Here is a 20,535-nt window from a genome sequence, read left to right on the forward strand (position 1 = left end):
TTATCCTCCAAAAGTCCTTTCTATGAGGCCCCTTCCTTTATCTTTGACATAGCTGTGCATGACCTCCTGGAGCATAGCTACGAACTGATCCTGGCTAAAGTTGAGCTGCGAGGCCAGCCGCTCCACCACCGGCTCGATGTTCTTGACCTCATCGCTATTGATGCTTCTCAAGACCACTGCAGATAAAGCCATGAGGCGGAGCCCTTCCTGGATCCTGTCCATCTGCACCGCCAGGGCGCCGAGCTGAAAGAGCGCTCCTGCCTCACCCGCCTGATCTTTCAGTTCCTGATAGACCTGCAAAGCCTCCCGGAAATGCTCCGCGGCCATTTCCATCTCCCCTGCCTGAGAGCTGATCATTCCCAATCCATGCAGGCTGGCGGCCATCCCTTTGCGGTCGCCCAGATCCCTGGTGATGGCCAGGGCACAATCAAGCTCCTCTGTTGCCCGAGCAAGCTCTCCGGTCTCCCGGTCAACATCGGCCAGATAAAAGAGCAGTACCGCCTCACCTGCTCGATCTTTTGCCTCTCTGGCCAGCTCCAGGGATCGGGCCAGCCTGGGCCAGGCAGAATCGTAGTGGCCTTGCATCATATCGATATTCGCCATCTCCTGCAAGACCGCAGCCTCCCCCATCCTATCTCCCAGATCCTCAAGGATCCGGGCAGCCCTCTCCAGCTTATCTTTAGCCGCAGAGCCGCTCTTCCGTGACATATCAATGGAGGCCAGAGCCTGCAGAACTGCTGCCTCTCCCCGCTGGTCTTTCTGGCCCAGATGAATCTGTAGAGCTTTCTCTAAGCTCTCCTCAGCCAGATCATACTCTCCCCGGCCAAGCTGGATCATGCCCAGCCCTTGATAGCTGAAGGCATCCGGAGCCATATCCAGGGCCTTTTTGTACCACTGGGCAGCATTCTCAAGATCCATCTGATGAGCATAGGCCTGGGCGATCCAATTCATTGAATCCTTGTCCGGCTCCAGCTCCAGTATCTCTCTGTTCAGCCTTATCAGCTCGGTGTAGTATCCCCTCCGATCCAGGTAGCTGCTGATCCTGGCGGTCACCCTCCTCGCCTCAGCCAGGTCGCCGGCCTCCAGATAGTGCCCCCGCGCCTCTAAGAGGCCGTCCAGACGGAACAAGAAAAGCTCCGGGGAGCGGCCCGATTCCGCCATCTCCTCCAGAAATCGGCCTGCCCTCTTATGAGCCTCTCTTATCTCCTCCGGGCTCAACCCCTCTCGAAGGGCAGGGCGAGCGGAGGAATGAACCGCCCACAGATTGCCGGTCTTATAGCAGAGCGACAGCTCCTCCCAGAGGGGCAAGCTCTCGGCTATGCTCTCCAGATCGGTCCCGGCTGCGGCTGTAAAGCCTGCCGGGCTCATTGCTACATCGTAGACCGCTATGCGTTGGAGGGCCAGGAGAGACTCGGGGCTGAGGCACTCGGCGAGCCTAGCCAGGGGATCGACATCTTTTGGCAGCCCTCTGGCCAGAGCGCTGCGGATCTGCTCTAATTTAGACGGATCTCTCTCGTAGAGGGAATAGAGGTCCGACAGGGCATCGAATGCGATCTCGCCTTTGCGGTAGCCATCAGCTATAATTCTATCCTGGAGCATGAACCTCAGGAAAGCTGCTTGAGAGAGCCGATCCAGCTTCCAGTTTCTAGCCAGACGGGGCAGAATGGAGGCATCCGCAGGGACCTTTTGTGAGGAGATGATCGCCCGGCTGGAATGGAGGCCTTTAGTCATCTGATGGAAAAGCTCGCCAAGATGAGGATCCGAGATCCTGCCCGTCTTCTCCTCAAGATCGAGGTCATCCCAGAATATGAGTATGCGGTTGGATCGGAGAAGCTCCATCAAAACAGCCAGCCTCTCATTAACCGGGAGCGATGAATCTAAGAGCCTCTTTGTCCCCTCCAGTCCTTGATACTCTCCTGCCGCTGCCAGCTGCAGGCCTGCTGCTTCTATCAGTCGGGCAGAGCTTATGGGGTTGTGGGCAGTGCCTCCCAGAGGCAGCACAAAGTAGCCTGATGCGGCCAGCATTCTGGCCAGGAAATTGGCAAGAGCGCTCTTCCCTCGGCCAAGCTCGCCAGTGATGATCAGAGCGTTGACCGCACCCTGTCTCAAATCGGGATAGAGTCGAAGCAAATCTTTTCTTCTGTCAAGAAAACCCCTGGCATGTCCTTCCGTCATCCCAGGCATTGGAGGAAGCTCTTGGTATCTTGTTTTTATCTCCTCTCTCTTCTTATTGGGATCGAAGAGACCTGTTGGCTCTCTGACGGCATAAATAAAGGGATAGGCCTGTATCGCTCCCTTCTTCTCCTCCTTTTCTTCCAAGCCTTCTTTCAGCATCCTCTGCCCGGTCCTCCATATGGCTTCATCTGCAGATGCGCCCAGGGAAAGAGAGCGAACGATCTCCTGAGGGGCGACGGTACCATTCCAGGCTACAGCCATGAGCAGATCTTCTGCCAGCCTCTGGCAGAGAAGCTCCCTGGCAGGGTCAGGGCCATTCCCTTCCCCTCCAATAATTATGCACTCAACCCCGCCACTCTTCAGAACGGGAGCTATCTCCTCTGCAGATCTCAGGTCAAGCTTGCCCGCAGGATCCATGAAGGCTAGCCTTGCCTCTCCCCCGGAGACTTCGCCGGACAGTTTTGCCTCACCGGAAAGGTATACCAGATGAGGCTGAAAAGACTCAATGCTGCTTTTCAGCTCCTCGAAGGAGGCGGTCTCGCCCATCTCCAGGTGGATATCTAATCCCTGCACCGCCTTGAGAAGGGACAGCTCCTCCTCCTCAAAATGCTGCAGATTGGTGGAGAAAAAGAGCATTCTCAAGGGGCCTCTTCTCAGTTCAGAGGGCTGAGAGAGAAATGGTGCAGGAAGGGATGAGCTGGCGGGCCGGCCACCTTCCATTGGCACGCGCAGGACGGCAAAATCCGGGGATGAGCCATCGGCCATATCCTCAAATCCCGGAAGGCGGAGAAGCTCCCAGGGGAGCAGCAGGATCTGGGGTATGCTCGATACCACAATCAGCCGTCCCCCAGATAGGATCTTCGGCCCCAGCTCCTGCCAGCCCGGCTGAAAAAATAGGCGGAAGATGCTCTCGCCCAGGAGATGAAGGTAGCTATTCTTCCCTTTTTTGCCGTTAGAAAAGAAAGACGCATACTGAGAGGATATCTCTCTGGCCTCCATAGCCTCAACCGGGTTGAGCCGTCTGTTCATGACCACCTCCCCGTCCACTGCTATTCTTATTTCAAAGGCCCTGGCGGCAGCAGTGCCCGTCTCCCAAATCTCAATGATAGTATCCTTTTGCATTCATGGATGATATGGCTGGATGCGATATATAATTTCTCAGCCTGCAGTTGGCTGCACAATATAAATCCGCATCAGGAGTTATCCTTTTCACGATTCCTTCTCCAATTGGTTTATCGAAAAACATGGGCGATCTGCAATTGATCGTAGCTCATGCTATTTTAGACGTGCATATGCTTAGAAATATTTTAATAGTATTAGGATTACCATAAAGGCTCAGGGATTGGATAAAATAAGCAGATATTCAGATCGAATCGACTATGAGACGGCGCGATAGGATCGGAGAACTTTAATCATTATGCGGTGGTTGAGATGATGACGATACTCTTGAAAGATCTGGGAATGAAATCAAAGAACGGCGAGAAGACAAAAGGAATGGGCTGGCGACCAGAGCTTCCGGACTTAAGAGACTATACCTTCCAGACAAAGGAGGTAGCAGATATCCTCGGCCCTCTTAAGCTTTCCAAAGTGGCGGTCTCCACCCTTCCCACATCGGTTGATCTCAGAAAATGGTTCCCACCGATAGAGGATCAAGGCGACCTGGGCTCATGCACTGCAAACGCTGGCGTAGGAGTCTTTGAGTATTTCGAGCGAAGGGCATTCGGAGAGCATATCGATGCCTCGAGGCTGTTTCTCTATAAGGTGACGAGAAATTTGATGCAGGAGAGAGGAGATACTGGTGCTTATATCCGGACGACCATGGGAGCGATGGCACTATTTGGCGTCCCACCGGAGAGATACTGGCCATACGATATATCAAAGTTCGATGAGGAGCCCTCAGCATTCCTCTTCGGTTTCGCGGACAATTACAAAGCTCTCAAGTATGTGAACCTCGATCCGCCCGGAACCACCCCCACCAAGCTTCTGTCTAACATCAAGACGAATATAGCGGCGGGAATTCCCTCAATATTCGGATTCACTGTTTACGATTCGATCAGCCAGGCTGGAAGCACCGGCAAGATCCCCTATCCCTGCAGCAATGAAAGCGTGCAAGGCGGCCATGCTATAATTGCAGTGGGCTATGATGACAAGATGAAGATCAAGAACAGCAATTGCGGTGCCGAGACCACCGGTGCTCTCATGATAAGAAACTCCTGGGGAGAGCTATGGGGCGACGAGGGATATGGATGGTTGCCATATGATTATGTTCTGACCGGACTGGCTGATGATTGGTGGACTCTCATAAAGGGATCATGGATTGAGACCGGGCAGTTTGAGTATGTATAATATAGAAAGATATTTCCCTTTTTAGCGCCTATTATCACTGGTGATCCAATGAACGCGAGCTTGAACGTGGAGTTCACCTTATCGCTCGAATCGAATCCCACTACCGGTTATGTATGGGAGGCAACATTCGACAGAGCCTTTCTTGAGCTGAAGAAAAAGGAATTCAAAGAATCCGATGGAGAATCGGTTGGATCCGGCGGAATAGAGACATTAACCTTTGTCCCGATCAAGGCAGGAAGGACAGAGATAACCATGGTTCACAAGAGGCAGTGGGAGAATATCCCTCTGGAAAGAAGATCATTCCCAATCCAGATCACAAAGTGAAAGACAGCAGCGGAATCGCATCACAAAGGCGATCTCGAAATGGAAAGGTTCCGCTACGAAGACCGCCTTCGTAAGGATCATGCCTGTTTTGGGCGATCGGTTTAAATACAGTGAGCTTGAACGGAGTTCGGATTAATATTATCTCGGAGGATGTTTATTGGCTAGAAGATCGCAGAGAAAGGCTGATAGCAGAAAGGCCAAACAGTGGTATAAGGTTGTAAGTCCGGAGATGTTCGGAAGGGTTCCCTTTGGAGAGACGATCGCCAACGATCCCGAGAGGATTGTGGGAAGGATCATCGAGACCACCTTAGGAGACCTCACCAACAACTTCTCCAAGCAGAATACCAAGCTAAAGTTCAGAGTGGACCGTGTAGCTGGTGACTCGGCATATACGAAGTTCCTGGGCCATGAGATGACCACAGATTATGTGCGCTCTCTGGTCAAGAGAAGAACCTCTCGCATTGATTCCATCGTAGATGTAACCACGACCGACGGCTACACCGTCAGGATCAAGCCCAGCTGCTTTACAGTTAAAAGGGCACGGGCAAACCAGGTCAAGTGCATTAGAGATCTCTCAAAGAGCGTCGTCATGGAGAGGTCGAAGAACCTGGACTTAAATCAGCTGATCCAGGATGTGGTGGGTGGAAAGATCTCTCTGGACATTTATAAGGAAGCCAAGGTGATCTACCCCTTGAGAAGGGTAGAGGTACGAAAGACTGAGATCAGAACTGAGCCCGCATTGTCTGTGCCTGAGCCAGCGGCACCAGCTGCTCCGCCGGCATCATCCTGAGGCTTATTGTGGCCAGATCCATCTTGGATCTATGATTCAATCGGATCGAATCTGCATCAGCTTGGCGCCCCTCTTGTACATTGCGGGAAGGGCGCTGGCTTGAGAATTTCTCGGCCATAAGTGTGGTCAGCTTTGCTTTTATTCTGATAAAGACATCTTCTATAGAAGAAGATATATTCCACTAAGGGATCATTCGTTTCATGAAGCTGGTCATCATATTGGCAATATGCCTTGCCCTTTTCTCGGCAGGGTGCATGGAGAAGGAAGACAGTGGCGGCGCAAAAGACAGCGCCGCAGGGGCCTCAGAGCCAGTTGGACATGCTGACACTGAAATGATAAAAGTGACCATTACCTCACCTGATGCCGGGCAGATCATCAAGGGTGATGAGGATATAAGCTTTGAAGGCTCTGCAAAAGGTGGCGAAGGAGATCTGAGCTACGAATGGAGCTCGAGCATTGATGGAAAGCTGTCCACCAGCCGGTCCTTCAAGCAGAATCCAATAGAGCTTGAAAAGGGTGGACATATCATCATTCTCAAGGCCATGGATGAGAGCGGCAAATCCGGACAGGGCAGCGTCCAGGTCGAGGTGATGTAGGGCTACAGTTCCAGGGGCTTTTCTAGAGCGCTGCCTTGGATAGGGATTCCCTGCAATGGCAGGATCTTTTTTCATCCAGCTTTAAAGCCGCCTGATAAATTATCTCCCGGACATCCTGATGGCACTTTTTCACCTGCTCAGGGATATCGCTGGCGGAAAGGCTCTCAGATTCCCCCATTCCGGCGGCGGGATTGGTGATAATGCAGATAGAAGCATAGCACAGTTCAGCCTCCCTGGCCAGAGCTACCTCTGGATAGCCGGTCATACCCACTACATCCCCGAACTGGCGCATCATTCTGATCTGGCCAGGCGTCTCAAGATGGGGGCCTTCAGCGCAGACGTAGACTCCTTCCGAGGTCTCCAGATCAAGCGACTTCGCAGCTGCAAGAAGATGGCCTCGGAGATGGGGGCAGTAGGCTTCGCTCAGGTCTATATGCACCGCTCGGTCCTCATAGAATGTGTTGGACCGGCATTTGGTGAACTCGACAAAATCATAAGGGAAAAAGAAGCTTCCCACGGGCTGAGATGCCATTGCTCCTACGCTATTGACCGATATGACCCATTGAGCGCCAATCTTCTTGGCGGCAGATATGATGGCCCGGTAGTCTACCTTATGAGGCGGCAGGTGCCCTGTGCCATGGCGGGGGATGAAGGCGAGCCTCTGGCTCTTTATTCCGCTGCGAAAGGCAGGGACGGGACCGTAAGCTGTATCCACTTCATCTGCTATCCCCTCCAGGGTGAAGCCCACTCCGCCGATGACGGCGATTTCTGCATCCATGAGTTGAGCTGCTCTTCAAACTTAAACTACCTTTCTGTAGAATCTATACTGGGGGCATGAGCGGGGGCCGGAAGACGCCCTTCTCGGTTATCAGTGCAGAGACAAGCTCCAGAGGAGTGGCATCGAATGCCGGATTGTAGACGTTTATTCCCAGGGGTGCCAGGCGCACTCCGGCCAGGGTGCAGATCTCCTCAGGATCACGTTCCTCTATTGTGATGTCCTCCTCGCCATAAATCCGGTCAAAGGTGGAGAGGGGTGCGGCCACATAAAAGGGAATCTTGTGGTGTTTGGCCAGGACGGCATGATTGTAGGTCCCGATCTTATTGAAGACCACATCCCTGGTTATGCGGTCTGCTCCCACAATTACCTTGTCGATCTTCCCTCTGCGCATCAGGCTGCCGGACATGCTCTCACAGATCAGGGTTACGGGGATTTTATCCTCTGCCAATTCCCAGGCGGTCAGGCGGGAGCCCTGGTGCAGAGGTCGGGTCTCGCAGGCGTAGACCTCTATTTTTTTTCCGGCCTCAACCGCGGAGCGCACAACTCCCAGAGCAGTTCCCCAGCCTACACAGGCCAGCCTTCCGGCATTGCAGTGGGTGAGAATGGTGTCCCCGTCCTCCAAGAGCTTTGCTCCGTTCTTTCCTATGGCCCGATTGACCCGGATGTCCTCCTCGGCGATCCCCTCTGCCGATCGTAGCGCTGCCTCACGAATCTCTTCAGTGCTCTCCCCCCCTCTGGCCGCCTGCAGGGCTCTGTCCACACCCCAGGAGAGGTTTATCGCCGTGGGCCGTGAGTTCCGGATCATATCGGCGGCCATCTCCAGCTCGGCGATCATATCGAAAGCGTTGGTGGCATGGGATCTTTCTGCAGCCAGAGCGATGCTGTAAGCACCGGCGGCTCCCAGAGCAGGGGCGCCGCGAACGGAAAGAGACTTTATAGCGGCTACCAGCTGTCTTATGCTCTCGATCTTCAGGGGAACAAGCTTTAGAGGAAGCTGGGTCTGATCGATAAGCCAGAGGCCTTCATCCCACCAGATGGTCTTGGGCTCGGGTATGCACAAAGGAAGTTCACCAGATAGTAGATGTACATACTGGTATTATTATTTTTTGCTTGCTCCTGTGCAAGATTAGAGTGCTTTTCTCTCCTTAAAAGTATCAGTCCGGTATGAAACCCTCTTCTGCCGCAATCTTCTGTCCCTTTGGCCCCAGGATGAAATCGATGAATGCCCTGGCTCCAGGAGTAGGGTCGCCGAATGTATAGAAGTAGAGGTTCCTTTTGAGCTCATAAAAATCCAACTTTATGTTCTCATAGCTGGGCACGATGCCGTTGAAGGCTATCCCCTGGACGCCTCCTCCCAAATAATTGAATCCCAGGTAGCCTATGGCCCTATCGCTTCCGGAAATTGCCGTCTTGACCTCTGCTCCGCTGTAGGCCACGGTATCGACTCCAGGGCTTTCTGTCCCTATGTCCCCTATCACCGCTTCATTGAAGTCGTCTCTTGTGCCCGAGCCGTATTCTCTGGAAATAACATAGATATCCTTATCCGGTCCTCCCACCTCATTCCAGTTAGTGATCTCACCGGAATAGATCCTCATAACCTGATCCCTGCTCAGGTCCCGTACTCCTTCCTGGTATATCTCATCGCTTACGGCAATGCTGATGCCGTCCATGCCGATCTTGAACTCCTGGAAGCTGTCCCCGAACATCTGTTTTTCTTCCTCAGTTATAGCCCGCGAAGCCATGGCTATATCGTACTTGCGCTCCACAATGCCCAAAATTCCCGCGCCGGTTCCACCTGCCGTGACACTGACCAAATAATCATTCTGCTCGAGATTGAATACCTCTGCAGCAGCCTCGGCCAGCGGCATCACTGTTGAGGATCCCATGATTGTGACATCTTCCGGTAGTGCCTCACAGGGCGAGAGGGATACAAATGAGAGACAAACCAGCAAGATTATAATTATTTTTGTAATTAACCCCACCACTCGAGAATTATCCGGCCAGATATGTAAGCCTATCGTCATAGCTCAATCCGATCGTTGCCACACCATATAATTAAATTAAGGCGACTGTATCTTGCTTTTATACCGAAACTGTAATCAACGAGATCATATAACAAAAATTTCATGAATTTGAGCCCATGGAACTCCTGGCCAGACAGGAGCTTTTGGTGGAGGTATTGAGTTGGATACGATAATAGAAGCCCATTCAATTCCTGCATACGATGCAATAGAGGCATTGAAGGCAAACACCGAAGGCGGACTGGGAAAGGACGAGGTTGCAGAAAGGTTGAGGATCTATGGGCCGAACAGCCTTCCCAAACCGAAGCCGACGAGCATTGCGGTCTATTTTCTCCGCCAATTTTACAGTCCCCTGATATACATTCTCCTCCTGGCAGCCGCTATCTCCCTGTTGCTTGGAGACTGGCAGGAGAGCATATTTATCATGATTGTGCTGCTGCTCAACTCAATCATTGGCACCATCCAGGAGTACTCAGCCGAGAAGAGCGCTGAAGCATTGAAGAATATGGTCCGAACCAAGACCCGGGTGATCCGGGATGGCGAGGAGTTCGAGATAGACTCTGAGGAGCTTGTTCCCGGCGATATAGTCCTCCTGGAGTCAGGAGGAAAGGTTCCAGCCGATATCAGACTGATAGAGGTCCAGGATCTGGTGGTGGACGAGTCTCTGCTCACCGGAGAGTCGATACCAGATGCCAAAGACCCCGATCTGATTCTCGATCGGAGAACCCCACTGGGCGATAGGGAGAACATGGCCTTTGCCGGCACCATTGTAGTATCAGGGAGGGGTAGAGGTGTCGCAGTCGCCACCGCCTCGAATACCGCAGTAGGAGGTCTGGCAGCGTCTCTGGCTGGCAAGCCCGAGACCAAGCCTCCTCTGATCCTGCGCATGGAGAAGTTCAACTCCAAGATCGCTCTGGGCGTGGCCGTGGCTGTGGCGGTGATCTTTGCGGTTGAGATCTACCGGGGAGAGCCAATTTATGATATCTTCCTGCAGTCGGTGGCTTTGGCGGTGGCGGCAGTGCCCGAGGGTCTGCCAGTGGCCATGACTGTGGCTCTGTCCATAGGCATGTCTCGCATGGCAAAGAGAAATGTCATCGTCCGCCGGCTGGTGGCGGTGGAGGCCCTGGGATCATGCAACTTCATTGCCTCGGACAAGACGGGAACCCTTACCGTCAACCAGCTTACTGTTACCAGAGCTGTCATTCCCGGCAGGGATAGCTGGAATGTGATCGATCTGGCGAAAAGCCCTCGGGAAGTGGCAGAGGAAGCAGCAGGGAAGATGGCAGCAGAAGGCCCGGTCGGGAGCCAGTCAGCCGGCCAGACATCTGCCCTGAAGGCCCTGGCTAGAGCCTCGGTTCTGGCAAATGAGGCCTTTTCCGGCTTCCGAGACGGCGGCTGGGACTACCACGGGGATGCAGTGGACGTGGCCCTGCTAATGATGGCTCAGGAGACTGGAGTCACTCAACAGGAGGAGCAGAGCAATTATCCCAGGATCGCTCAGATACCCTTTGAATCCAAGCGCCAGTTCTCAGCCACCCTTCATCAGGGGCCGGATGGGAGGATTGCATTTGCCAAAGGCTCGCCAGAGAAGATCCTGAAGATGAGCTGCAGAATGGCCACTCCCGATGGCGAGATTCCTCTGGATCCACAGGGTGCAGATAAAGTGGCCGAGGCTCTGGCCACTGCAGGTTTCAGACTCCTGGCCCTGGCCTCTGGCAGGTTCCCAGAGAACCAGGAATTCGCTGAGGACCGGCTGGAAGGGCTCACATTTTTAGGACTGGTGGGGATGATCGATCCCCTCCGGCCGGAGGCCAAAGCGGCAGTGGAGGCATGCAAGAGCTCGGGCGTCCAGGTGGCAATGGTCACCGGTGATCATCCAGCAACCGCATTTGCCATTTCCAGGGAGCTGGGGCTGGCGGATAGCGTCGACCAGGTGGTCACGGGAATGGAGCTGAAGGATGCTGAGGCCAAAGGCCCGGAGGCAGTCGATGCTCTTACCAGGAAGGGCCGGGTTTACGCCCGGGTTGAGCCCCAGCAGAAGGTGCTCATCACCAACTCTCTGGTGAGAAACGGAAAGCTGGTGGCTGTTACCGGTGACGGAGCCAACGATGCCCCCGCGCTGCATGCCGCTCATGTGGGCGTGGCCATGGGCAAGGGCGGGACCGATGTGGCCAAGGAGAGCGCTGACCTCATCATCACCGATGACAACTTCGCCTCCATAGTCTCGGGGATAGAGGAGGGGAGGATCGTCTACAATAACCTGCGAAAGGTGATCTTCTTTTCTATTTCCACCGGAGTGGCGGAGATATTCCTATTCATCTTAGCCCTGATCTTCAATATGCCCCTCCCTCTGCTTGCGGTCCAGCTCCTCTGGCTGAACCTGGTCACCAACGGGATTCAAGATGTAGCCCTGGCCTTCGAGCCCGCCGAGGGCGGGGAGATGAACCGGCCGCCGAGACCGGCGAACGAGGCGATTTTCAACCGTTTGATGGTGGAGAAGGTAGCACTGGTGGCAGTGGTTGTAGGCGGCCTGACCTATGCCATATTCCACTGGCAGATGTCCATGGGCCGGAGCATTGAGGAGGCGAGAAACATCGCTATGATCATGATGGTCCTCTTCGAGAATGCTGTGGTCTTCGCCAGCCGATCAGAGCTCAAGAGCGCTTTCAGCTCCAGTCCACTTAGAAATCCTCTGCTGGTGTTCGGCACCATAGCCGCCATTCTGATCCAGGTGGCTGCCATGTACATGCCCGGTCTATCCGATGTGCTGCAGATTCATCCCGTCTCTCTGTATCAGTGGGTGGAGCTGGTGGGAGTGGCCCTGGTGGCCTTTGCCGCCATTGAGCTGCATAAGCTCATACGCAGGAGGTTTCCGATGATAGGTTAATCGCTCCCTTTCCTGAACTGCTCGTCCAGATGGTCCCGGATCTCCTGCACCGCCCCGGCCAGAGTCTCCTGGTTGTCGTATTCATTTAATATCTTCTCCAGATCAGAGAGAGGCTTATTGGAGAGCTGCCTGACCTCTTCCGTCAGCTGGGGAACCGCCCGGAGTATGTTGTCCACAATGCTTACAGTGGCCTTTTTTGCTGTGCGGGAGAGGGGGTTGAGGTCGATGGCAATGACTCTTTTTCCCATGGCCAGCAGGGCCTCGCAACGGTCGCCGTCCTCCAGGGGAATGAGCACCACATCGGCATCGTAGATTCCGCCCCGGGTGGCCAGGGCCCGGGCATGATCAAGGCCTGGTACTGAAGTGTCCGGCCTCTCGCCCAGAACATCTTCTGCCCCCTTCTCCCTTAGCAGATCGGCGATCTTCTTCACCCTATCCTCGCTGCGGTGAAATAGGTTCACCTCCAGGGGGATATTGAGTGCTCTAGCCAGCGCCACCATCTCCTCTGAAACGAGGGCGGCCACATTGCCGTTGACCGAGATCGCTGGCCTCTCGGCTAAGAGGAGCAATGCCGCTCCCGCCCGGATCGCTGCTGCAGCGGAAGCCGTCGTCCTCTCGCCCAGGAGATAGTCGAAGCACTCTCCTCTGCCCTGGGCAATCAGCCCCTGGGTGCTGGTATATCCTTTTTTCACTCCTTCTGCCACGCGCTCCCGCGCCACCAGGGAAGCATATCTGGGATGGGATTTGGGAATTTCAGTCAAGGTTAGCACCTCTCTGAGAGATGAAGGTAGTATAGACCTGGCCTGAGCCCTGGAGGGCCTCAATTCCGCCAAAGGCATAGACCGCGTCTCCTAGCATGATCATGCTGGCCCTTCCGCCCTCCGCCTCCACCGCCTCTATCATATCCAGGGCCCAGCTGCTGGCAAGACCCGTCTCCATGGTGAAACGGCGGGAGAGCCGCATGAACTCCTCCAATGTGGGCCTTCTCAATAGATCCTTCAGGGCAGCCCGGCCAGCCTCATTTATGGATGACATGATGCTCTGGTCGGAGAGCACCTCCCGGGTGGAGATCGGGCCCCGAACCATGCAGTGAACCGGTTGTGGTGCAACGGGTATTCGGTCGATTCTGCCGATGCCCGGCGCTCCTGGCTCCAGACGAATAACCAGCCCGCCGGTGTTCTGGGCGATGACGTCCCCAAGGCCAGTGCGATTGACAACCTCTGCCGCATGGGCTACAGATGCCGCCTGATCGGCGGTGAGGCCCAGGTCGAAGTGATGGTTTAGGGCATAAGCGCAACCCAAGGCCCCCGCCCCGCTGGCCCCGAATCCGGAACCAAAGGGCATATTCATATCGGTTTTCACCCGGACTGGGCTCCTGGCCAGCCGCTCGATGACGAACCTGGAGACGGGAGCATCTGTCGCTCTGCCATTGAGGATGATCTTTGTATCCTCGATATCGGGAGAGGATTCTATGATAGTTGTGGCGCCGGGGGAAAGACACAGGCCGCAGCCGATAGAGCCGGACTGCAGAGGGTCTTCCTCACGCCTGGCCGCGAAAAAGCCGGTGATGTGGGATGGGACCCAGGCTCTGGTTGTCAAATGATTCGAATTGGGGGAATTCATAGAATCTCCGCCAGAGAGTCGATGATCCTTCTCGCAATCAGGCTCTTTTTCCCCTCGACCTCGCTATGGCTGCCGGACCGGCTCAAAATCAGCACCCGGTTATCATCCGTGCCCATGCCACCTCTGGAGACGTCATTGGCCACTACCAGGTCCAGACCCGCGCCCTCCAGGGATGCACGAGCTCTGGCCAGGAGCGCCTCGTCGCCGGTATCGGTCTCGGCCTTGAAGCCCACTATCTTCAGATCAGGGTAGGCTTCTCGCACCGTCTTGATTATCTTCCTGGTGGGCTTAAGACGCAGATTCAATTCCAGGCCGGATTTGATCTTCTCCTCGCTCGGGTCGAGGGTGTAGTCCGCCACTGCCGCGGCGCTGATCAGGGCGTCGCAGCCCTTCTTGAGCTCTGACATGACCGCATCCAGCATATCGCTGGCGCTCTGGGCATAGACCTGGTGGACGGGCAGGTCCTGGATGAAGCGGTGGACCAGGGTTACATCCGCCCCCCGCCTTCGGGCCTCCAGGGCGAGGGCGACACCGGTCTTTCCCGAGGCCCGGTTGGTGAGAATTCTGATGGGGTCGATGGATTCGGCATTCGAGCCGCTGGTGATCAGGATCCTCTTCCCTTTAAGGTCGGCCGGGCCCAGCAGTCTTTCTACCTCCTGCACCACCCGCTGGTTATCGGCGAATTTGGCCTTGCCCTCCTCGATGCGCGGATCGATGAGGGCCACGCCCATTTCCCTCAGGATTTGCAGATTCCGGATGACTGCAGGATGGCGGTACATGGCCTCATGCATGGCAGGGACGACTGCCACCGGCTTGCCACTTCCGAGAGCCGTGGTGGCAAAGGTGGTCACCGGAGTGTCATCGATGCCATTGGCCATCTTGCCAATGGTGTTGGCGGTGGCCGGCGCGACCAGGAAGAGGTCTGCCTTTCCGCCCACGCCGCAGAACAAGACATGCTCCACCCGGCCAGTGATCTCGGTTATCACCGGATGGTTTGAGGCATACTCCAGGGCATAGGGATGCAGTATCTGTCCGGCGGCATGGCTCATGGTACAATGAACCTCTGCCCCGCGGCGGATGAGGTCGCGAATGAGGTCTATCACCCGGACAGCAGCGATGCTGCCCGTCACTCCCACCACTATCGTCTTTCCGGATAGGGTCTCGCTCACCGAGGCTGAGATATCAGAGGGCATACTCATCCCTTTTGCACTTTGAGCTTTTAAAGGATGCCCGTTCCCTTGAAGGGGATTAAGCAAAAACCTTAATTAGCTATTCACCCGAGGGACTATGCCGTGCCGGGGTGGCCTAGCTGGTTAGGGCGCGAGACTCATAGGGTAATTGCGAAGAACGCGCCTGAGTCATCTCGAAGTCGCGGGCTCGAATCCCGCCCCCGGCACCTACTTACTGTTAATTTTTAATAGATTTTCGTCTATACTATTTGCTAGGAGCCCGAGATTGGAAGCTTCCACTGAGTCAGCGCATTACTCTGTTGCCCTGCACGAGCTATTAGTGACCAGATCATCGATGTCTATCATTGAGTAAGTCCGAGGAAATAAGGTAGCTCCGCATTGAGCCTGCAGAGTCGATAGGTTGAGCCCAAATCTCAAATCAATACTCAGTTTATTCCGCATGATTATTCCTGGCCGGGATAAATAGACAGACCTTGAATGTCGGAAGAGTAGCCTCCTGAATGCATGATATGTTATTTGTGTGATGCCAAATCATTGAAGTGGCACGTTGTATTGCTTGAATGAAATCGCAAAATTATTTTATAGCAATGTCCCGATGCTTTGGTTGTTGAAATGAAAAACTTGGAAAGTATAGTAAACTTCGAAAGCACTGTATTTATCGTAGCTATTTATATTATCTTAAATATGTAAAGCAAAATAACAATAACAATAAGCCCAACAAAAGCTAGTTGTGCTCTTACCTGCTTTCGTAATTCGTGTATTTGGCTCTCGATAGTTGTGTTTTTCTCGATTGCATTTCTGAAAAACTCTTTGTACTCTTGGCGTGAAACCTCCAAATCTCCTGTAAGTTCATCATGCATCTTTTGAATGCTGTCCTTTAATCCTGTAGTCACTTCTGAAAACTCATCCTTCTGCTGATCAAAACTATTATTGAATTCTAAAAAGCGTATTTCAGACTCACTGCGCAGATCGTTTATCATTCTTACTAGCTCGTTGCGCAAATTGCGATTAGCAATTTGAAAGTCACTCTGCGCGTTAGTTATATCTTCCTGGAGCTTCATCCCGCGTTGGTCAATCTCTTTTTCAAGTTCGTCAAGTCGAGATCTGTGATTATCCAGGTTTTGATTTATCTCTGTGTAGCGATCCTCTGATTTATCTTGGAAATACTTTAAGCTCTGATCCAACTTAGATTCCAGGTTATTAAGAGCTGCATGCAGCTCAACCTTCGCCTTATCTGTATCTTCCTGGAGCTTCATCCAGCGTTGGTCAGTCTCTTTTTCAAATTCGTCAAGTCGAGATCTGTGATTATCCAGGTTTTGATTTATCTCCGTGTAGCGATCCTCTGATTTATCTTGGAAATACTTTAAGCTCTGATCCAACTTAGATTCCAGGTTATCAAGAGCTGCATGCAGCTCAACCTTCGCCTTATCTGTATCTTCCTGGAGCTTCGTCCCGCGTTGGTCAGTTTCTTGTTTGAGTTCATTAAAACTATTATGAATATCATTCCCAGTATCTTTAAGCTGTTCTAAAATTTTTCTTGCTTCCGGCTCAAGGATTGACCATCTGCTTTCCACTTCGATTATGTACTGATCTAGCTTATCGAGACTCTCAGAAGCACCTCGAAGCTTGGATTCAAAGTCCTTTTCTAGCTTAGAAAATTCCAAGATAAAATCGGCAAGTTGATCCAGTGTTTTGAGGGTTTCCTGTGACCTGGCTCTGAAGTCTTCAAGTTCAAAGTTTACTTGTTCTAGGTCGTCTATGCGGGCCATGCAGTCTCCTTCAACATCCTAAGACTATCAACTTTCTGCAAAATATTTCCCAGATTCATAGAGATCTCTCCATATTTTCGTAACTTCCAAAGAGCAAAAGTGTGACGGTATTCCTGGGATCTCTTGCCGAAGCACTGGAATGCCTCTTCTGCCAAGAACTCCAATCCATCGGTTGAATCCCAAGGACCTTTAGCTTCAGCAATCCAGGAGAAAGCTTCTTTGGCATCTATAGCGCTAGCCTCTTGGTAAAAGGCCAAAAGAGAATCCGTCTTAAATTCTCGTTGTACACCAAATTTGAATCCATCCCTTAGATAACGCAATGCTTCTTTTTGCTCTCCACGATGCCTGCTAAGGGTTCCAGCCATAAACAAAGTTCCAGGATCATTGTATTTCTGCTCTAGCTGATAGGTCATTTGGACAAGAAGGCTTGTATCTGCCTTTTTTTCGAAAACAGTTCGCACAGCTTTTTTCATGGCTTCTACATCAAATCTCTCTAGAATGAGATGGATACTCTTTGCGATCTCGTCTAATTCTGCTTCATAAACTGGAATCTCAGCTTCTGACCTCGGAAATCTCAGGTCAGGAACGCAGACATCACAGAAATTGCAATGGTAATTTGAATCGACCAGACGAGAATGATTTTGTTCAGTATCAAAAATACTACGTAATGTTATACGGCGGCATTGTTTGCTCACTGCATAATTCTTCTCATCTGTGAGCATTTGGTAGCGCATATTCGGCACTGTATCATAGACAAGTTTCAATAATATCCTAACTGCCTCAGTTATGAAATTCTCTCCTCTTACATTGCGATTTTCTCCAATCAAGGAGATATTTTGGAGTCCTCTGGCTTCATCATCGAATTTTTTCCCTGCTTCAGTGCGGTTCAATATTTCTATTAGATTAGATATAACATCTCCTGGTTTCCAGTCATCTTTGTATTCGGGATCGAAAACAGTCTCATTCCAGCTTAGATAGCGCATAGAATAGCCTTCAACCAGACCCAATTGTTGCAGCCTGTATAAGGCCAACTCCATAAATTTATATTCGTCTTCCTCTTCGCTTTTGACCTTGCTTCTTGAAGATCTGTTTTCACCTTTTCTTGAGCGAATATTCTCTCCTTGTTCTAAACTCCGATAAACCTTCATGACAGTTTTTAGATCTCTCTCTATGCCTATATACGATTGCTCAATGAAGCGTGCCTGTTTTCCGTAGTCGCACAAAGATTGTAAGTTGTAGGCACATCTCCACCTACCAGAAGCACAAGGTGGCTTAGGCGGGCTCTTATCCTTTAGCCAATCATTTTCGCACTGCTGGTCCGGAGGTACATACATGAGAGCAACGTGGGCATGATCGCCATCTCGTCCTGCGCGTCCTGCTTCCTGATAATACCCCTCCAAACCGCTTGCGAAGGAGTGGTGCACGATAAACCTGATATTGCGCTTATCAATGCCCATGCCAAAGCCTTTTGTGGCAACTAATAGCGGAAATTGAGATTGATGAAACTCCTCCTGACATTGCAGGATTTTCTTTTCCCAATTTGCATCCTTCCGCGCTTCACGCTTCGGAAGGACCATATCACAGTCTTCGCATTTAAGATGATCCTCAGTGGGCCATAGGCCCTTTTTACTTATAATACCCGCCCGCACGAGATCATCATCGCTTGCATCAACTAAACGAGGAGAATCGCAGGATGAACAAAGCCTTGGTGGCTCAGAGGCATATACATTAATCAATCGATTGTCCTTAAGCAAATTTTTTACAAGTTTTTGGGAAATGAAGTGAACTCCTTCCGGCGCTGTATTATACCCAGACGGCGCTGCATAGATGCCAAAAATAATGCCGGCATTATCATAAGGAGGTTTCCCGTTAACCGGCACTAGCTCCTCGAAGGGCATGTTCAAAGCTCTGGGAATTTTTTCAGTAATGATATGCTTAAGCATGTTCGACTTGGCAGTGCTGCTAGAACCTACTTTCCATACGGAAAGGCTGAGGTTGGTCCTATCACTGCTCTCTTTCTGAATAACGGCTTCCTCAGGCAAGTTCAAAACCCTTCTGATGTCTTCTTTTACATCTTTTGAGGCAGTTGCCGTAAGTGCTATAATTGGAACCATACGCCTGGTGGCTTTCTCGATAGTCTTTCGGAAGCGATCGATCTGAAGATAGGAAGGACGGAAATCATGACCCCATTCAGATACGCAATGGGCCTCATCAACCACAATTGCTCCTACCGGACTATTTTCCAGAGTAGATTTGATCTGGCAATAGAATTCTTTTTCTCGAAGACGTTCTGGAGAAATATAGAGCAGACGGTAATTATGGCCTTGAAGATCTTCGTATTTCTTATCTTTTCCGGAACGATTGTCGTAGGATGTGATGGATTCGGCGCAAAGTAATCCCTGGCGTTGCAAGTTTTGGATTTGATCTCGAATAAGCGAACGGAGAGGGCAAATGACAAGTGTGGTTCTTGGGATTAATAACGCGTATAACTGAAAGACAAGTGATTTGCCGTAGCTTGTAGGAAGGATACCTAATACTGATTCTTGATTCAGAATCTTTACTAAGAGCTCAAACTGCCGTTCTTTAAGCTCGGGAACTAAGAAGTAACGCCTTGCAAAATAATCAAGTATCTCTCGGTCAATCATCTTGGGCAATTCAAGTTGAATCTGCCTATTTGCGATCTCTAAGAACATATCAGGAAATCTCTCCAACGATGCTCCAGATATACAATCCTTAGATTTGCAGGGATTCATCGCCTCATCAGCAAAAACGTAGTCTGCGTCTGGTAAATTGTCGTTAAAGTAAAGATTTACCGGAGTCATAGAAAAGTCGACTCGTTGGTCCCCTTGACCAGGCTCTGCGCCTAGGTATTTTCTCAAAACCTCGTAAACTCCATATTTGTCGTACGGACCCACAATATGAATATCCACCTTTGGCAGTTCAACCTCTAGACCGTATAGCCGTGCTACCCTTTCAATCAGAGCTACGGTATCTAACAGGGCTACAGACAACAAGGCCAACATCGGTGACCAGTCTGCTATCACAATCTTGTTCTTGCCCTGATGTATCGCCTTGCAGAGTATGGTGAGCGCAATTTTTTGGTACAAGGGATACTTCTTTGGAAAATGATTTAAGAGATCCATAATATAAATTAGCGTAGGCTTTTGGCTGTGCTCTTTATCACTCAATTCGAGTTCTAGTAGGCCCTTTAGAATCGGATCTTCTAATGCCATCTTTCTTAGATATTCTCTAGTGTCCTCACCCTTAATCTCGTCCAAAGCAAACGGTTTATAAATAAAGCCTTGATCCGATAGGCTTCTTTGCCTTTTCTTTTCATCCCTGAATCGATCTCTGTTTATTATTGCTGAATCATGATATTTGGACCCTTCTACCTCAAAGGCGTACTTTCTTACTCCATGAAAAACAAAATCAACTCGGCGTTCTCTACCCGATTGGTCACGGAATGCAAACTGAGGACTTAAAAATGACAGCCCGTGTACACCGAAAACAGGCAAGAACGCATCCTTAAGGAAGAGGCGCTCTGCATAATGTTCATCAAAGCTATCGTCTTCTGGCTTATCGAGGTTATGCACATGAATGAACTCATCAACGGATTTAAAAGGAATTTTTTGATTGCTATGATTGCTACGAAGGATTTTCCTTTTTTCATTATTCGCGAAACGCCACTGTTCGACCCATTTATAATTTGCATGCCTTGGATCTACCACTCTTATAAGTTGTCTTTTATTAATTTTTACTAAGACATCTTCCGGGTCGATCTCATGTGCGACCTCTAGAACTGCGGTTCTAATTTGAATTGGCAAGCTTCCTAAGGGTTCTGATTCAGTTCTGCCTAATATGGTGCATCCAGATAATTGATATGCTAGAACCCAAAGCAGGGAATCTTTATCGCTCACATTCTGTGCTTATATCTAAGAGATTAAATCCTTTATGTTTTTGCCGTTCCAATTCATGAATTTCGATTTGCTATATTGGGAGCACAGAGAATCACGAATACCCCATCCTTTCCCATGAA

General features: G+C 51.3%; 15 protein-coding genes and 1 tRNA gene. 6 read left to right on the forward strand and 10 right to left on the reverse strand.

Annotated features, from left to right (window positions below; all coding sequences use genetic code 11):
- Together MCON_RS14565 and MCON_RS16460 are read right to left on the reverse strand one after the other, a co-directional pair.
- A complete protein-coding gene (locus tag MCON_RS14565) occupies positions 1-3,297 on the reverse strand; it encodes a tetratricopeptide repeat protein (protein ID WP_013720699.1) in 3,297 nt (1,098 codons plus the stop codon).
- The gene (locus MCON_RS16460) at positions 3,275-3,421 is read right to left on the reverse strand and encodes a hypothetical protein (protein ID WP_162145030.1); all 147 of its coding nucleotides are present in this window, start codon (positions 3,419-3,421) and stop codon (positions 3,275-3,277) included. Before MCON_RS16460 ends, MCON_RS14565 begins: the two co-directional genes overlap by 23 nt.
- 188 nt (positions 3,422-3,609) lie before the next feature.
- On the opposite strand from MCON_RS16460, the gene MCON_RS14570 reads away from it, so the two are divergent.
- From MCON_RS14570 to MCON_RS14585, 4 genes are all read left to right on the forward strand, one after another.
- Positions 3,610-4,521, forward strand: coding sequence for a C1 family peptidase (locus tag MCON_RS14570; protein WP_232844395.1), 912 nt, complete (start codon positions 3,610-3,612; stop codon positions 4,519-4,521).
- 48 nt (positions 4,522-4,569) lie between these two features.
- Positions 4,570-4,845: a protease inhibitor I42 family protein gene (locus MCON_RS14575; RefSeq protein ID WP_083804746.1), complete on the forward strand. Its 276-nt coding sequence runs from the start codon at positions 4,570-4,572 to the stop codon at positions 4,843-4,845.
- Between the two features lie 157 nt (positions 4,846-5,002).
- Positions 5,003-5,635, forward strand: coding sequence for a 30S ribosomal protein S3ae (locus MCON_RS14580; protein ID WP_013720702.1), 633 nt, complete (start codon positions 5,003-5,005; stop codon positions 5,633-5,635).
- A gap of 200 nt (positions 5,636-5,835) precedes the next feature.
- A complete protein-coding gene (locus MCON_RS14585; protein ID WP_013720703.1) occupies positions 5,836-6,231 on the forward strand; it encodes a hypothetical protein in 396 nt (131 codons plus the stop codon).
- 22 nt (positions 6,232-6,253) lie between these two features.
- Here the strand turns inward: MCON_RS14585 and MCON_RS14590 are convergent, their stop codons facing one another.
- The 3 genes from MCON_RS14590 to MCON_RS14600 form a co-directional block, all read right to left on the reverse strand.
- Positions 6,254-7,009 (reverse strand): MTAP family purine nucleoside phosphorylase, encoded by a 756-nt coding sequence (locus tag MCON_RS14590; RefSeq protein WP_013720704.1) that lies wholly within the window; start codon positions 7,007-7,009, stop codon positions 6,254-6,256.
- A 43-nt stretch (positions 7,010-7,052) separates the two neighbouring features.
- Positions 7,053-8,069: an S-methyl-5-thioribose-1-phosphate isomerase gene (locus MCON_RS14595; protein ID WP_013720705.1), complete on the reverse strand. Its 1,017-nt coding sequence runs from the start codon at positions 8,067-8,069 to the stop codon at positions 7,053-7,055.
- 94 nt (positions 8,070-8,163) lie between these two features.
- Positions 8,164-9,033: a phosphate ABC transporter substrate-binding protein gene (locus tag MCON_RS14600; RefSeq protein ID WP_048132652.1), complete on the reverse strand. Its 870-nt coding sequence runs from the start codon at positions 9,031-9,033 to the stop codon at positions 8,164-8,166.
- A gap of 160 nt (positions 9,034-9,193) precedes the next feature.
- Here MCON_RS14600 and MCON_RS14605 point away from each other — a divergent pair, with 160 nt between their 5' ends.
- On the forward strand, positions 9,194-11,917 hold the full coding sequence (locus tag MCON_RS14605; RefSeq protein ID WP_013720707.1) for a cation-translocating P-type ATPase: 2,724 nt from the start codon (positions 9,194-9,196) through the stop codon (positions 11,915-11,917).
- On the opposite strand, the gene MCON_RS14610 is transcribed toward MCON_RS14605, so the two are convergent.
- Genes MCON_RS14610 through coaBC form a run of 3 tightly spaced genes read right to left on the reverse strand, consistent with a single transcriptional unit; the run spans position 11,914 to position 14,733 of the window.
- Positions 11,914-12,678: a 4-phosphopantoate--beta-alanine ligase gene (locus MCON_RS14610; RefSeq protein WP_013720708.1), complete on the reverse strand. Its 765-nt coding sequence runs from the start codon at positions 12,676-12,678 to the stop codon at positions 11,914-11,916. The genes MCON_RS14605 and MCON_RS14610 overlap by 4 nt on opposite strands.
- Positions 12,671-13,540: a pantoate kinase gene (locus MCON_RS14615; RefSeq protein ID WP_013720709.1), complete on the reverse strand. Its 870-nt coding sequence runs from the start codon at positions 13,538-13,540 to the stop codon at positions 12,671-12,673. Before MCON_RS14615 ends, MCON_RS14610 begins: the two co-directional genes overlap by 8 nt.
- Complete coding sequence (gene coaBC / locus MCON_RS14620; RefSeq protein ID WP_013720710.1) at positions 13,537-14,733, reverse strand: bifunctional phosphopantothenoylcysteine decarboxylase/phosphopantothenate--cysteine ligase CoaBC; 1,197 nt, start codon at positions 14,731-14,733, stop codon at positions 13,537-13,539. The genes MCON_RS14615 and coaBC overlap by 4 nt, the downstream gene beginning before the upstream one ends.
- 101 nt (positions 14,734-14,834) lie before the next feature.
- On the opposite strand from coaBC, the gene MCON_RS14625 reads away from it, so the two are divergent.
- Positions 14,835-14,936: transfer RNA gene (locus MCON_RS14625), tRNA-Met, on the forward strand.
- Between the two features lie 462 nt (positions 14,937-15,398).
- On the opposite strand, the gene MCON_RS14630 is transcribed toward MCON_RS14625, so the two are convergent.
- Both MCON_RS14630 and MCON_RS16785 read right to left on the reverse strand, forming a co-directional pair.
- Entirely contained in the window at positions 15,399-16,499 is a 1,101-nt protein-coding gene (locus MCON_RS14630) for a coiled-coil domain-containing protein (protein WP_013720711.1), read from the reverse strand.
- Complete coding sequence (locus MCON_RS16785) at positions 16,487-20,416, reverse strand: DEAD/DEAH box helicase (RefSeq protein ID WP_013720712.1); 3,930 nt, start codon at positions 20,414-20,416, stop codon at positions 16,487-16,489. Before MCON_RS16785 ends, MCON_RS14630 begins: the two co-directional genes overlap by 13 nt.
- Positions 20,417-20,535 lie beyond the last annotated feature (119 nt).

Source organism: Methanothrix soehngenii GP6 (genome assembly GCF_000204415.1).
GTDB classification, from domain to species: domain Archaea; phylum Halobacteriota; class Methanosarcinia; order Methanotrichales; family Methanotrichaceae; genus Methanothrix; species Methanothrix soehngenii.